Here is a 13,605-nt window from a genome sequence, read left to right as displayed (position 1 = left end):
ATGAAGGTTTTAGTCAGCGCCTGTCTTCTGGGCGAAAACTGTAAGTATAATGGAAAGAATAACAGAAATGAGGCGGTTCTTCGTTTTGTAGAGGATAAGGAGGTTATTTCCATCTGTCCGGAGCTTTTAACCGGACTGGGTGCGCCTCGTACGCCTGTAGAGCTGTCCGGAGGCCGGGTGGTAGACAGGGAAGGAAAGGACAGAGATGCCCTGTACCGAAAGGGCGTGGAAATGGCTCTGGAACAGATAAAGGATATGGATATTGACCTTGCCATTCTTCAGTCGCGCAGTCCTACCTGCGGAGTACGCCAGATTTATGACGGCACCTTTACAGGGAGAAAGATTGATGGGATGGGAATTTTTGCCCGTGAGCTGAAAGAGCGTGGAATCCCTCTTATGGATGCAGAGGAGTGTGAAGGATGAGCCTGTACGCCATAGGTGATCTCCATTTGTCCTTTACGGCCAACAAGCCTATGGATATATTTGGAAAAGAATGGAAGGATCATGTAAAAAAGATCGAAAAGAACTGGAATAAGATGATTTCTTCCGGGGATACAGTGGTTCTCGCAGGGGATCACTCCTGGGGGAGAAATTTAAAGGAAGCAGAGGCTGATCTGGAATTTATTGCGTCCCTTCCCGGACGCAAGATTCTTCTGCGGGGGAATCACGATATGTTCTGGGATGCAGGAAGGACAAAAAGGCTGAATGAAAAATATAATGGCCGTCTTTTCTTTCTCCAGAACAATTTTTATTCTTATGGAAATACGGCATTGGTAGGAACCAAAGGATATTGCTATGAGGGAAAGGACAGCCCGGAGCATTTTGAAAAGCTGGTAAAGCGGGAGCTGGAGCGCCTGCGGCTGTCCTATGAGCTGGCTGTGGCAGCAGGCTATACCTCTTTTATTCAGTTTCTTCACTATCCGCCTACCAGTATTGGAGAAGAGGAAAGCGGTTTTACCCGGATGGCGCTGGAATATGGGGCAGATCAGGTGATTTACGCTCATTGCCATGGGAAAGACCGCTTTCAGGACAGTTTTCTGGGAAATGTAGATGGGGTGAATTACCGTCTGGTGTCCTCTGATTATTTGAAATTTAAACCGGAACGGATTCTTCCTTAATCAGGTGCCTCTTCTGTCTGTTTCAGGCTCTGCATATACTGATGCATGGATTCGGCCACAATTTTACTGTGGGCTACGGCTTCCACCACTGTCCGCGCACCGTTTACCACATCTCCGGAGGCAAAGATGCCGGGACGGGTGGTATGACCGGTTTCATCTGCCACCAAAAGACCTTTGGCATCAGCAGCCAGTCCCTCAGTGGTGTTGACAATCCGGTTCTGTGGACCCTGACTGATGGAAATAATCACGCTGTCAGCGGGGTAAAGGGTTTCGCTTCCGGGAATTTCGGTGAGACGGCCTTCTTCATCCTCGGCCATATCCTTAAAGATTACTCCTTCATCTGTGATTTCCACAGGAGCCTTGTTGTATTCAAACTGAACTCCCTCCAGCTGGGCATAGCTGAATTCATGGTGGCTGGCTGCCACCTTTTTTGTGATGGAAAAGCAGGTCAGATAGCGTACGCCTTTTCGGATGGCGGTTCTTGCCACATCCATAGCGGCATTCCCCGCTCCGATCACAATAACCCGTTCGCCCAGGCAGTAACTGTCAGGATTATTCAGATAATTGATTCCAAAGTGTACATGTCCCAGCGTTTCGCCTTTGATATGAAGGGCATTGGGCTTCCATACACCGGTTCCTACGAAAATAGCTTTATAGCCGTCGCGGAAGAGGTCGTCAATACCGATTGCCCCTCCGATATGGGTGTTTGGCCGGAATTTGATGCCTTTCAGATCCAGATGGCGGTATTTGAAATCGTCCAGAACAGACTTTGGAAGGCGGAATTCAGGAATGCCGTAGCGCAGTACGCCTCCGATCTGGTCCTTACCCTCAAAGATAGTCACATCATAGCCGTACCGTGCCAAAATCACTGCGATGGTCAGGCCGGCAGGGCCGGAGCCGACGATCGCTGCACGGATGCCGTTTGATGGAGCCGGCCCCTTTGTCATTTTGTTGGCATAGGTGGTGGAAATATAGCTTTCAATGGTTGAAAAATGGACCGGAGCACCCTTGCGTCCCAAAACGCAGTGGCCCTCGCACTGATTTTCATGGTTGCAGACCAGACTGCACACAGTGGTCAGCGGATTATTTTCAAAGAGCATCCGCCCGGCCTCATCTAATTTCCCTTCCTTTAAGAGGCGGATCACCTGGGGAATCGGAGTGCTGATGGGGCAGCCCTTTTGACACTGGGGAACTTTGCAGCCAAGGCAGCGGCTGGCTTCATCCATAACATGTAATGCCATATTGATTTCCTTTCTACTTTTTTTCTATCTTATCATAAAAGAAAATCTGTTGCCAGTGCATAATGGCATGTATCTGATTCTGATACGAATGATAAAAAATGCACAATCTTAAAAGCATGACACAAACGTTTGGGTAAAAGTTTCACAAAGTATCCCCGGTCTGTGTTACTATGAAGACAGAAATAAAAATATAAGAACGGGAGAGGTATCATTATGGGCAGACAGTTATTTTACAATGGACGTGTATACAGGGATCATCGGTTTGAAACGCTCTGTGTTCTTTCTGAAAATGGTGTGATCATCGAGATCGGAGAATGGATTTCTGCTCCTGAGGCAGAGCGCATTGATTTAAAGGGACGCCGTCTGGTGCCGGGATTTTTAGATATCCATACCCATGGTGCTGCTGGGGTGGATGTAAACAGCGCAGACCCTGATGGATATGAGAAGATCAGCCGCTTTATGGCATCTCAGGGTACAACTGGCTGGCTGGGTTCTGTGCTCACAGATACGAAGGAGCAGACACTGGCCTGTATTGAAGCATATAAACAGTGGAAGGGCATGGAACACAGAGGCGCCGCCATGATGGGGATCCATCTGGAGGGTCCATTTTTAAGCCCAGAGTATAAGGGCGCTATGCCGGAGCATCTGCTGCAGAGTAAAAATATTCCTCTGATCGAGGAATACCAGAAGGCTGCCCAGGGGGAAATACGTTACATTACGGTTTCGCCTGAGGTAGATGGCATGGTAGAGGATATCCCCAAATTAAAGGCTCTTGGCATCCAGGTAGCCATCGGCCATTCTGGGGCAGATTATGATACGGCCAGAGCGGCCGTTGCAAATGGAGCAATGGCGTCGACCCATACAGGAAATGCAATGAAGCTGCTCCACCAGCATTTTCCTGCCATCTGGGGAGCAGTGCTGGAGGATGACCGTGTTTACTGCGAGGTGATCTGCGACGGCCGCCATCTGCATCCGGGAACGGTGCGCTTGATCTTAAAGACAAAGGGGCTTGAGCGGGTAGTAGCTGTGACTGATTCGATCATGGCTGCGGGTCTGCCGGATGGAGAGTATCGCCTGGGCGTTAATGAGGTTGTGGTCATTGACGGGGATGCAAAACTGAAAGAGAATGGTACACGGGCAGGAAGTACCTTGACTTCGGGAAAAGCACTGAAAAATCTGATCGCCTTTACAGGGCGGCCGGCAGAGGAGCTTATTCCGCTTCTCACAGAAAATCCGGCAAAGCTTCTGGGCATGGATGGCCAGAGGGGATTTATCCGCCAGGGACTTTTCGCAGACTTTGTGGTGTTGGATGAGAATGATGGGGTAGAAGAAACTTATGTACAGGGACGGCGTGTTTTTTAAAATTTCCTGACATTTATTATAATTTCGTCAGAAATGTGTAAGTTGGCAATCCGAAACGCCTGTGCTATACTGTAAATGTGCTCAGACAGAAGGTGCACAGCAGAGATAGGTGAGAGGATGATTCGGATGAATACAGGACGAAAATGGTTTATAAAAGCAGCAGCTCTTGCCTGCGCGGCGATGCTTATGACTCCCCTTACAGCCTTTGCAGGCTGGCAGAAAGAGGGAGATACCTATGCGTATTATGAAGAGGATGGCACCCGGGTGGTCAATGACTTCCGTAGATCAGGCAATCAGTGGTTTTACCTGGATGAAAACGGCCATATTTTAAAGAACTGTCAAAGGGAAATCAACGGAAAGCTTTATACATTCAATGAAAGAGGCGCTATGGACTCAAGTCCTTCCCGCAGATCAGGGGAAGGGAGTAAAAGCAGTGTATCAGGCTCTTCTTTTACAGCTATCAGCAGCCGGCAGCAGTATTTAAACAAAACAGCAAATCCCTATATGAACAATCAGACAGTTCAGTGGTTTAATGCTGCCTGTGCGATTCTTACCCGGCACAATGCCGGCAATATCCGTGCCTTTGGCGGTGGCTTAAAGCTTGCGGGAAAGGAAGAGAACGGAGAGGAGATGGATAGGGCGGCAAAAGATCAGAATCGTCAGATGTTAAAGACCAGCTGGGGGATCACAGACCGTTCTTCGGCAGACCGTGTTTTACAGGAGCTTTTATCGTCGGCATCAGCAGAAAATTCTGCCTATGATTACAGCAGGGCCATGTCCAATCTGGGTTTTTATTATCTGGCGGATTATTATACAGAGACAGAAGCTTTGGATCGGGCGTTAGAGGTGGCAAAGGAAATACAGAAGAGCTTTTCTTCCTGGGAGGAATTTGTAGAGGATTATCTGAAGGGCTATGAAGAGCGTTCCGGCGACAGCTCAAAAGAGAGAAGAGAAATTTATGAAAATCTGAAAGCAAGTCAGTGGAATCCTTATGAGGTGGACTGGAATTTAAAGCTTAAAAAGAGCTGGTAAGAGGCTTTATACAGGATAGGAAAGAGGATCACCCCTCAGGGGGGAATGGAAAGACCAGTCTGAGGGGTGATTTTTAAGCATATGATGTTATACAGTTCTGGATTTTGCGATATATACCGGGAAGGTGTCTGAACCCTTTAATTCCTTATCGGCTGTAACCGTCACGTTCTTATCGGTGATCACATATTCAAGATCAGCGCCTTCTTCGATCACAGTATCCTGCATAAGAACGCAGTTTTTTACCCTTGCGCCCTTTGCGATTTTTACACCGCGGAACAGGATAGAGTTTTCTGCTTCTCCCTCGATTACACAACCGTCCGCTGCCATGATATTATTTGCACGGGAGCCGTTGATGTAGCGGGTGGGGTTGTCATCACGGATCTTTGTATATACGGGACTGGGGGAAAACAGAGCATCCAGATTTTCATCATCCAGCAGCTTCATGTTTTCGTCAAAGTAGCTATTCATATCACAGATCCGGGCGGTATAGCCGTCAAAACGGAAGGATCGGATATCCAGTTTGTCAATCTGCGGCGCTAAAATGTCGCGTTCAAAATATACATAGCCGCGGATAGAGGCTGTATTGATGAGATCGATCAAGAGTTCTCTTGACATAACGCAGATATGAAGAGTACGGAGTGGCGTACGGTGCCTGCAATACGGCAGCCGTCGGTGATCATGGAGTTTTCTACAACGCCTCCGTCTGAAATCTTGTGTCCGGTCATACCGCTGTTACGGCTATAAATCTTCCAGTTTTCGTCAAACAGGTTGATGCCGCTGTGCTCCGGATCCAGAACCTCCATATTGGCCTCCCAGAGAGAAGGGATCGTTCCTACATCCTTCCAGTAGCCGTCAAAGTGGTAGGCGTACATCCTGCGTCCGTCCTTTAAGAGATTAGGGATGATATTGTTGCCGAAATCATTTTCAGAATCCGGATCTTCCTCATCTTCAATGAGATATTTTCTTAAAATATCCCAGTTAAAGATATAGATACCCATAGATGCCAGATTGGATTTAGGATTTTTGGGTTTTTCCTGGAATTCGGTGATGCGGTCGTTTTCATCCGCTACCATCAGGCCAAAGCGGGAAGCATCCTCCCAGGGGACTTCCATGACAGCCACGCTGAATTCCGCATTCTTTTCCTTATGGAAGCGGAGAAAATCGCTGTAATCCTGCTTACAGATCTGATCGCCAGAAAGGATGATCACATACTGGGGATCATAGCGTTCAATAAAGGATATATTCTGATAAATTGCATTGGCTGTACCCTTGTACCAGTCCGAGCCGGAGGCTTTCTGATAGGGCGGAAGCACATGAACTCCGCCGTGAAGGCGGTCCAGATCCCAGGGCTGTCCATTTCCGATATATTCATTCAGTACCAGAGGCTGATACTGGGTCAGGATACCTACTGTGTCAATTCCTGAATTTACGCAGTTTGACAGCGGAAAGTCGATAATACGGTATTTTCCGCCAAAAGGAACTGCAGGTTTTGCCAGCTTTTGAGTCAGGGCATAAAGCCGTGAACCCTGGCCGCCGGCAAGCAGCATTGCGATCATTTCTTTTGCCATTTCAAATTCTCCCCTTGTATAGTAGCGACGCCTCGGTCCGCAGAACACATAAGCCACTCTGCTTACCGGGCAGCATTCCCAACGAAAAACATTTCAGGAATGTTCTGTTAGAATTGTAGCACAAATCGGTAAAAACGGACAGTATTTTGTAAAAAAAGAACATGAATACAATATTCAAAAGACAAAGTGCAAAATCATGCATAATAGAAGATGCTTTAAACAGGCATCCGGTGAAGCAGTTCCTGGAAAGGGATAATGGGTTCTGCATGGCCGGAATGGGGGCCAAGCTGTTTTTCCATCCAGATCATACTGTACCAGCGGTCGAATTTATAGCCGCAGTTTTTAAACATTCCTGCCAGTTCATAGCCCAGATGGCGGTGGAAATCAGCGCTGTTTCTGGTAAGATATTCATCTTCCTTATCCGGCCATGCGATGCAGGCGTAAAGATTGAGGATATTCTGGGCAGTAAGTGCGTGCTCCAGAGCTTCATAGAGTTTTTTTCCAATCCCTGTGCCGCGGGCATCAGTCCGTATATAAATGGAAACCTCAGCGCACCAGTCATAGGCTGCCCGTTCATGAAAAGGGCCTGCATAAGCATAGCCTAAAAGCTGTCCGTCTTTTTCTGCTGCCAGATAGGGGTAGCGCTTTAAGGTGTGGCGGATCCGGCGGGTAAATTCCTCCGCAGTGGGAACCTCATATTCAAAGGTAATGGCAGTATGCTCCACATAGGGACGGTAAATATCAAGGAGAGCCTGGCTGTCAGCGGTGGAAACGGGGCGGATGGTGATGGGTGGTGTGAGTGACATAATGTGTACCTCCGGATAAAACATATGATTTTTTAGTATAGGACGAAAAAAAGATTGTATCAAGTGAAATTTGGCCGAAGAAATAAACTTGCAAAAACAGTTGACAGCCAGCGTGAAACCAGCTATGATACTACAAAAAGAGTACGGCAATAGAGGTGCGGATACTATCAGTACCTGTTTGGAGGCAGCGAAGCCAGGGAAGAGCAGGGAAAGGAGGAGCCGCCGAAATGTACTGCTTTCGCAGGCAGTATGTTGGGGTGCAGTCGAACAGGCTGCACACTCTCACCAAACGGTGGAGGCGCTATTGTTTCATGGATGGATGATTTATGGAGCAGTGGGATGCAAAAACCGCTGCTCCTTTTTTGCGGGCAGAGCCCAGGTGGAATAGATTGCTGTACATAAACAAAAGAAAAGGGGGATCATAAAAATGATCGAATTTCTCAACTGGTTAGACGGCGTCCTGTGGGGGCTTCCGTTAATCGTACTGATGATTTCTACCGGTATTTATTTCACAGTCCGTTCCGGATTCTTTCAGTTCAGGCGCTTTGGCTGGATTTTAAAGAATACCGGTGGCACGATTTTAAACAAAAAAAGCCAGAAGCAGGAGGATAATGCAAAGGGAATGTTAAGTTCCTTTGAAGCAATTTCCACAGCAATCGGCGGTACGGTAGGCTTTGGAAATATTGCCGGTGTGGCTACGGCAGTTGCGGCAGGAGGCCCTGGCGCTGTGCTGTGGATGTGGCTGTCTGCCTGTCTTGGAATGATCTTGAAGCAGGTAGAGGTAACGCTGGGCTGCTATTACCGCCATACCAATGAAAAGGGTGAATATTACGGCGGCCCTACCTATTATATGGAGCGGGGACTGGGAGAGGAGCGCCGCTGGGGAAAGCTGTGGCTGATACCGGCAGTTATTTTCGGCGCAGGTATTTTCTCTACATTCTTTGTAACCTCCTCTACGCTGACTGCTTCCCAGGTGGTAGCAGGAGCCTTTAAAATGGATACGGTGAATATCGGAGGCTTTCAGATTGAGGGCGTTATTCTGGTGGGAGCGGCTCTTTGCGTTCTGACCTATATTGTAACGGACGGAGGCACCAAAAAGATTGCGTCTTTGTTCAGCAAGCTGGTCCCCTTAATGAGCGTTTTCTACATTTTAATGGGAATTGGCATGATTCTGGCAAATCTTTCCAGAGTGCCCTCTGTGTTTGCTGCCATTGTAACAAATGCGTTCACTGGTACGGCAGCCATCGGCGGCTTTGCCGGCTGTGCAGTCAGTGAGATGATCCGGGTAGGTATGGCACGTTCCGTATACTCCAATGAGGCCGGCTGGGGTACTTCTCCCATGATCCATTCCTCTGCCAGAACACCCCATCCTGTTGCACAGGGACTTTGGGGTTCCTTTGAAGTATTTTTTGATACCTTTGTAGTCTGCTCCATCACATCTGTTTCTGTGCTTTTAAGCGGAAACTGGACCAACGGCACAGACGGCGGCACTCTGGCATTAAGCGCCTTTTCCCAGAGTTTTGGTACTGCAGGAAGCCTGCTTTTAGCTTTGATCATGGTTATTTTTACTGTCACCACCTCCGGCGGCTGGTTTACCTACTATCTGTCAATCCTGGAGCACCTTTGCAAAAAGGAAGGCCCCATGAAAAAAGTGATGCTGAAGCTGTTTTACGCAGTCCGTGCGCTTCCGGGCCTTATCTGGACGATTTATCTGGTAAAGACAAATAATCAGGGCTTTATCTGGACCGTGGTAGACATTACTTCTGCCATTCCTACCTTTGTGAATGTGGCTGTGATCCTGCTGCTGTCAAAGGACTATTTCCGTCTGTTAAAGGATTATAAGGCACGGTATCTTGGAGAGGGAACAGCAGAGCCGGATGCCTGCCTGTTCTATGAAGAAAAGCACTGACGAAAGGAGAATGTGCCATGAAACATATTTATTTTAATGGAAAGGTTTATACAGGCAGTCTTCCGCTGGCTGAGGCCTTTGCGGTAGAAAATGGTAAATTTATCTTTGCCGGTTCCAGCAAATCCGTTCTAAAACTGGCCGGGGAGGGAGATGTGTGTACCGATCTTAAGGGCCGTTTTGTATGCAGCGGTTTTAATGACAGCCATATGCATCTTTTAGGATACGGAAACAGCCTGTGTTCTGCCCGGCTGGCTGCCCGTACAGAGAGCCTGGCGGATATGCTTCAGTGCCTGAAGGAGTTTTACAGGGAGAATCCCTGCGCAGAGGGCGAATGGCTGATGGGCCGGGGATGGAATCAAGATTATTTTACAGATGCAGACCGGATGCCGGACCGTCATGATCTGGATCAGGTATCAGAGGACGTGCCCGTCTGTGCGGTCCGGGCCTGCGGTCACTGTCTGGTCGTAAATACAAAGGCATTACAGCTGCTTGGCATCACAAAGGATACGCCCCAGCCGGAGGGCGGATGTATCGGTATGGATGAGGAGGGGCCGGACGGCCGTTTCTTTGACAATGCCATGGATCTGGTGTACCATGCAATTCCCGTTCCGGATAAGGAAGGGATCAAAAACAGGATTCGTCTGGCCTGCAGGGCTTTAAATTCCTACGGTGTTACCAGCAGCCAGACGGATGACTACTGCATGTACCGGGATGTGCCGTGGCAGACTGTGAATGAGGCCTACAGGGAGCTGGAGGCAGAGGGAGAGCTTACGGTTCGTGTCTATGAACAGTGTAACTTCACAGAGCTTTCAGAGCTTAAGGCTTTTGTAGAGGCGGGAAATGTTACGGGCAGCGGTACAGAGCTTTTTAAGGTCGGGCCTCTTAAGATGCTGGGAGACGGAGCATTGGGAGCCAGAACTGCGTATCTGAGCCGCCCTTATGCGGATGATCCGTCCACCTGCGGGATCCCTGTATTTTCCCAGGAGGTTTTTGACGAAATGATCGGCTATGCAAATGCGCACGGAATGCAGGCAGCCGTCCATGCCATCGGAGATGCCTGTCTGGACCGTGTTTTAGATGCCTATGAAAAGGCATTAAAGGAGCATCCGAGAGAGGATCACCGCCATGGGATTGTTCACTGCCAGATTACCCGTCCGGATCAGCTTGAGCGGATTGCCCGCTTAAAGCTTCATGTGTATGCCCAGAGTATTTTTCTGGATTATGATAATCATATTGTAAAAGACAGAGTGGGAGAGGAACTGGCATCGACCAGCTACAGCTGGAAAACCCTTATGAAACAGGGTGTTTCTGTCAGCAACGGTACGGACTGTCCGGTGGAGCTGCCCGACGCTCTGGCTTCTATGGAGTGTGCCGTGACCCGCACTACCATAAAGGATCATGTAGGACCCTATCTTCCAGATGAAGCTTTTACAGTGCAGGAAGCTCTTGACAGCTATACGATCCGTGGGGCAGAAGGAAGCTTTGAGGAGAAGATAAAAGGAAAGATCTGTCCCGGTATGCTGGCAGACTTTGTGATCCTGGAGCAGTCGCCCTTTGAAACGGCTCCGGAACAGCTTCATACGATACCGGTTCATGCTGCGTATCTGGGAGGAAGAAAGGTATTTGGATAAATATGGAAATGACGAAAAAGGAACTGGCCTTAAAGCTGATCGAGCGTCTGAAGAAAGCCTATCCGGAGGCTTCCTGTACCCTGGATTATAATCAGGCGTGGAAGCTTTTGGTAGGCGTCCGTCTGGCGGCCCAGTGTACGGATGAGCGGGTCAACATTGTAACGGAGAAGCTGTACAAAAAGTTTCCGGATGTGGATGCCCTGGCGGCTGCTTCGCCGGAGGAGATTGAGGAGATCGTAAGGCCCTGCGGCCTGGGACGGAGCAAGGCCAGAGATATAAGCGCCTGTATGCGGATCTTAAAAGAGCAATATGGCGGACAGGTGCCTGAAACCTTTGATGATCTGTTGAAGCTTCCGGGTGTGGGACGTAAAAGCGCCAATCTGATCATGGGTGACGTATTTGGAAAGCCTGCCATTGTAACAGATACCCATTGCATCCGTCTGGTGAACCGTATGGGATTGGTAGAGGGCATAAAAGATCCTAAAAAGGTGGAAATGGCTCTCTGGAAGCTGATTCCTCCAAAGGAAGGCAGTGATTTCTGCCACCGTCTGGTATTCCACGGAAGAGCAGTCTGCAGTGCGAGGACAAAGCCGGACTGCGAACACTGCTGCGTATCAGACCTGTGCGCCAGGAATGGGGTCTGAAAGAAAAGAGGGAAAACTTCCTTTCTGCCTGCATATAGTTTTACAAAAAGCAAAGAGGCAGAAACATGCTGGAAGATGAATGGATTTATGTAGTAGAAGAAGGGGATACAGTGGATGAGATAGCCGCAAAAACCGGAAGGCCGGTTGGAGAACTGATCTGGGCCAACCAGCTGGAATATCCCTACCGCCTGGCAGTGGGCCAGTCTCTTTATGTGGGGGCAGAAGGCAGTATAGGGGCCGGAAGTCCCCTTCTTTATTCCTTTGGATATGCCTATCCTTTTATTGATCGGGATACATTGGATGAAACCCTGCCATTTCTTACAGATATTTACATTTTCTCCTATGGTTTTACGGCAGAGGGGGATCTGGTCTCTCCTCATATCGAGGATACGCCGGTCATCCAGTCCGCCCGGACTGCGGGCGTCCGTCCGGTGATGGTACTCACGCCTCTGGGCCCGGACGGGCGGTTTAATAACCGGCTGATCACAGAGCTTCTTTCGAATGACCGGGCCGTGCGCCGGCTGGTCTGGCAGCTGATGGCTGTGATAGAGCAAAAGGAGTATGAGGGACTGGATATTGATTTTGAATATGTGCCGGCCGGTGACAGGGAGCGGTTTGCGGAGTTTGTCCGCCTCTGTGCAGGGGTGTTTAGGGCATTGGGGATTTTTGTCAGTGCTGCCCTGGCGCCAAAGACCTCCGATGACCAGCCGGGGCTTCTCTATGAAGGCATTGATTACCGGGCCATCGGCGAAGCGGCAGACAGGGTGATGCTTATGGCCTATGAGTGGGGATATTCCCAGGGGCCGCCTATGGCAGTGGCGCCCATCCATATGGTCCGTCGGGTGGCGGATTATGCATTAAGCAGGATCCCGGCAGAAAAGATCAGCCTTGGCATTCCAAATTATGGATATGACTGGCCCCTTCCTTATGAGCGGGGACGCACACGGGCAGTTACATTAAATACCCGCCAGGCCATACAGCTGGCCATTGACCATGGCTCTGTGATCTATTTTGATGAGCTGGCACAGTCTCCCTATTTTCATTACTGGCAGTACGGCATCCGCCATGAGGTATGGTTTGAGGATGTGCGAAGCTTAAAGGCCAAGTTTGAACTTATAAGGGAGAAAAAACTCACTGGCGCGGGTTTCTGGCAGCTGATGTATTTTTACCGCCCCGGCTGGCTGCTTCTTACGCGAATGTTTGCGCTTGCAAAGGAAAATTTCATATAGTATACTTTTTACAGTGGCCGGAACGGATATCTGCATCCGGCTAAAAGACCCTAAGAGAAAGGAAGACAAAATTATGAGCATCAGAATCGGAATTCTTGGATACGGAAACCTGGGAAGGGGAGTGGAGTGTGCAGTTAAGCACAATCCGGATATGGAACTGAAGGCAGTGTTTACCCGGAGAGACCCATCGTCCCTTTCTCTCCTGACAGAGGGAGTAAAGGTATATTCAGTTAATGACATTCTCACAATGAAAGATGAGATTGATGTAATGATCATCTGCGGAGGCAGCGCTACGGATCTTCCAAAGCAGACACCGGAAATGGCGAAGTATTTTAATGTGATCGACAGTTTTGATACCCACGCAAAGATTCCGGAGCATTTTGAGGCAGTAGACCGGAGCGCTTTTGAGAGCGGCCATGTGGCAGTGATCTCTGTGGGCTGGGATCCCGGTATGTTTTCCTTAAACCGTCTTTATGCGGATGCGGTCCTTCCCGGAGGAAAGGACTATACCTTCTGGGGCAGAGGCGTAAGCCAGGGACATTCTGATGCCATCCGCCGGATCCCTGGTGTAAGGGATGCGAGACAGTATACGATTCCGGTTGAGAGCGCATTGGAGGCAGTGCGCAGCGGAAGCCAGCCGGAGCTTACTACACGGCAGAAGCACACCAGAGAGTGCTTTGTAGTGGCAGAAGAGGGAGCCGATCAGGATGCAATCCGTGAAGCCATCGTTACTATGCCCAATTATTTTGCAGATTATGACACAACGGTGCATTTTATCAGCCAGGAAGAGCTTTTAAGAGATCATGCGGGAATCCCTCACGGCGGCTTTGTGATCCGCACAGGAACTACAGGCATGAAGGATGAGCATTCCCATGTGATCGAGTACAGCTTAAAGCTGGATTCTAATCCGGAGTTTACTGCTTCCGTCCTTGCCGCCTATGCAAGAGCTGCCTACCGTATGAATAAGGAGGGCGCAAAGGGCTGCAAGACCGTATTTGATATTGCTCCGGCCTACTTAAGCCCAAAGGACGGCGCATATCTGAGGAAGCATATGCTGTAGGAGGA

The 13,605-nt window shown here is 49.2% G+C and carries 11 protein-coding genes, 2 pseudogenes and 1 riboswitch; of the genes and pseudogenes, 9 read left to right on the top strand and 4 right to left on the bottom strand.

Going from position 1 to position 13,605, the window contains the following annotated elements; translation table 11 throughout:
* Nucleotides 1-423 carry a DUF523 domain-containing protein gene (locus tag WKT10_RS10335; RefSeq protein WP_066549412.1) on the top strand — a complete coding sequence of 141 codons (423 nt, stop codon included), beginning with the start codon at nucleotides 1-3 and terminating at the stop codon, nucleotides 421-423.
* On the top strand, nucleotides 420-1,118 hold the full coding sequence (locus WKT10_RS10330; protein WP_066549411.1) for a metallophosphoesterase: 699 nt from the start codon (nucleotides 420-422) through the stop codon (nucleotides 1,116-1,118). The genes WKT10_RS10335 and WKT10_RS10330 overlap by 4 nt, the downstream gene beginning before the upstream one ends.
* Here the strand turns inward: WKT10_RS10330 and WKT10_RS10325 are convergent.
* On the bottom strand, nucleotides 1,115-2,359 hold the full coding sequence (locus WKT10_RS10325; RefSeq protein ID WP_340277036.1) for an NAD(P)-dependent oxidoreductase: 1,245 nt from the start codon (nucleotides 2,357-2,359) through the stop codon (nucleotides 1,115-1,117). The two genes, WKT10_RS10330 and WKT10_RS10325, sit on opposite strands and share 4 nt — an antisense overlap.
* 213 nt (nucleotides 2,360-2,572) lie before the next feature.
* On the opposite strand from WKT10_RS10325, the gene nagA reads away from it, so the two are divergent.
* Nucleotides 2,573-3,721 carry an N-acetylglucosamine-6-phosphate deacetylase gene (gene nagA, locus WKT10_RS10320; protein WP_340277034.1) on the top strand — a complete coding sequence of 383 codons (1,149 nt, stop codon included), beginning with the start codon at nucleotides 2,573-2,575 and terminating at the stop codon, nucleotides 3,719-3,721.
* 126 nt (nucleotides 3,722-3,847) lie between these two features.
* Nucleotides 3,848-4,753 (top strand): DUF1266 domain-containing protein, encoded by a 906-nt coding sequence (locus WKT10_RS10315; protein ID WP_066549407.1) that lies wholly within the window; start codon nucleotides 3,848-3,850, stop codon nucleotides 4,751-4,753.
* 87 nt (nucleotides 4,754-4,840) lie between these two features.
* Here WKT10_RS10315 and WKT10_RS10310 read toward each other — a convergent pair.
* The 3 genes and pseudogenes from WKT10_RS10310 to WKT10_RS10300 all read right to left on the bottom strand — a co-directional run.
* Nucleotides 4,841-5,383 (bottom strand): annotated as a pseudogene (locus tag WKT10_RS10310) (glucose-1-phosphate adenylyltransferase subunit GlgD); the annotation flags it as partial.
* Nucleotides 5,380-6,321 (bottom strand): annotated as a pseudogene (locus WKT10_RS10305) (glucose-1-phosphate adenylyltransferase); the annotation flags it as partial. The pseudogenes WKT10_RS10310 and WKT10_RS10305, both read right to left, overlap by 4 nt.
* Before the next feature lie 215 nt (nucleotides 6,322-6,536).
* A complete protein-coding gene (locus WKT10_RS10300; RefSeq protein WP_066549398.1) occupies nucleotides 6,537-7,127 on the bottom strand; it encodes a GNAT family N-acetyltransferase in 591 nt (196 codons plus the stop codon).
* 142 nt (nucleotides 7,128-7,269) lie between these two features.
* Nucleotides 7,270-7,439: riboswitch (Lysine riboswitch) on the top strand.
* 115 nt (nucleotides 7,440-7,554) lie between these two features.
* Between WKT10_RS10300 and WKT10_RS10295 the strand changes: the two genes are divergently transcribed.
* The 5 genes from WKT10_RS10295 to WKT10_RS10275 all read left to right on the top strand — a co-directional run bounded on the left by WKT10_RS10295 (nucleotide 7,555) and on the right by WKT10_RS10275 (nucleotide 13,600).
* Nucleotides 7,555-9,036, top strand: coding sequence for an alanine/glycine:cation symporter family protein (locus tag WKT10_RS10295; RefSeq protein WP_296038695.1), 1,482 nt, complete (start codon nucleotides 7,555-7,557; stop codon nucleotides 9,034-9,036).
* A 17-nt stretch (nucleotides 9,037-9,053) separates the two neighbouring features.
* Nucleotides 9,054-10,667 (top strand): amidohydrolase, encoded by a 1,614-nt coding sequence (locus WKT10_RS10290; protein ID WP_066549395.1) that lies wholly within the window; start codon nucleotides 9,054-9,056, stop codon nucleotides 10,665-10,667.
* Nucleotides 10,668-10,675: 8 nt separating this feature from the next.
* On the top strand, nucleotides 10,676-11,311 hold the full coding sequence (locus WKT10_RS10285) for an endonuclease III domain-containing protein (protein WP_337433945.1): 636 nt from the start codon (nucleotides 10,676-10,678) through the stop codon (nucleotides 11,309-11,311).
* 65 nt (nucleotides 11,312-11,376) lie between these two features.
* Complete coding sequence (locus tag WKT10_RS10280; protein WP_340277027.1) at nucleotides 11,377-12,540, top strand: glycosyl hydrolase family 18 protein; 1,164 nt, start codon at nucleotides 11,377-11,379, stop codon at nucleotides 12,538-12,540.
* 73 nt (nucleotides 12,541-12,613) lie between these two features.
* Nucleotides 12,614-13,600 carry a diaminopimelate dehydrogenase gene (locus WKT10_RS10275; RefSeq protein WP_337433943.1) on the top strand — a complete coding sequence of 329 codons (987 nt, stop codon included), beginning with the start codon at nucleotides 12,614-12,616 and terminating at the stop codon, nucleotides 13,598-13,600.
* Nucleotides 13,601-13,605 lie beyond the last annotated feature (5 nt).

The sequence above is a fragment of the Enterocloster sp. HCN-30185 genome, from assembly GCF_037890305.1.
GTDB lineage: Bacteria > Bacillota > Clostridia > Lachnospirales > Lachnospiraceae > Enterocloster.
Note: the sequence above shows the minus strand (reverse complement) of the source record. Positions and strands in the feature narration are given on the sequence as shown.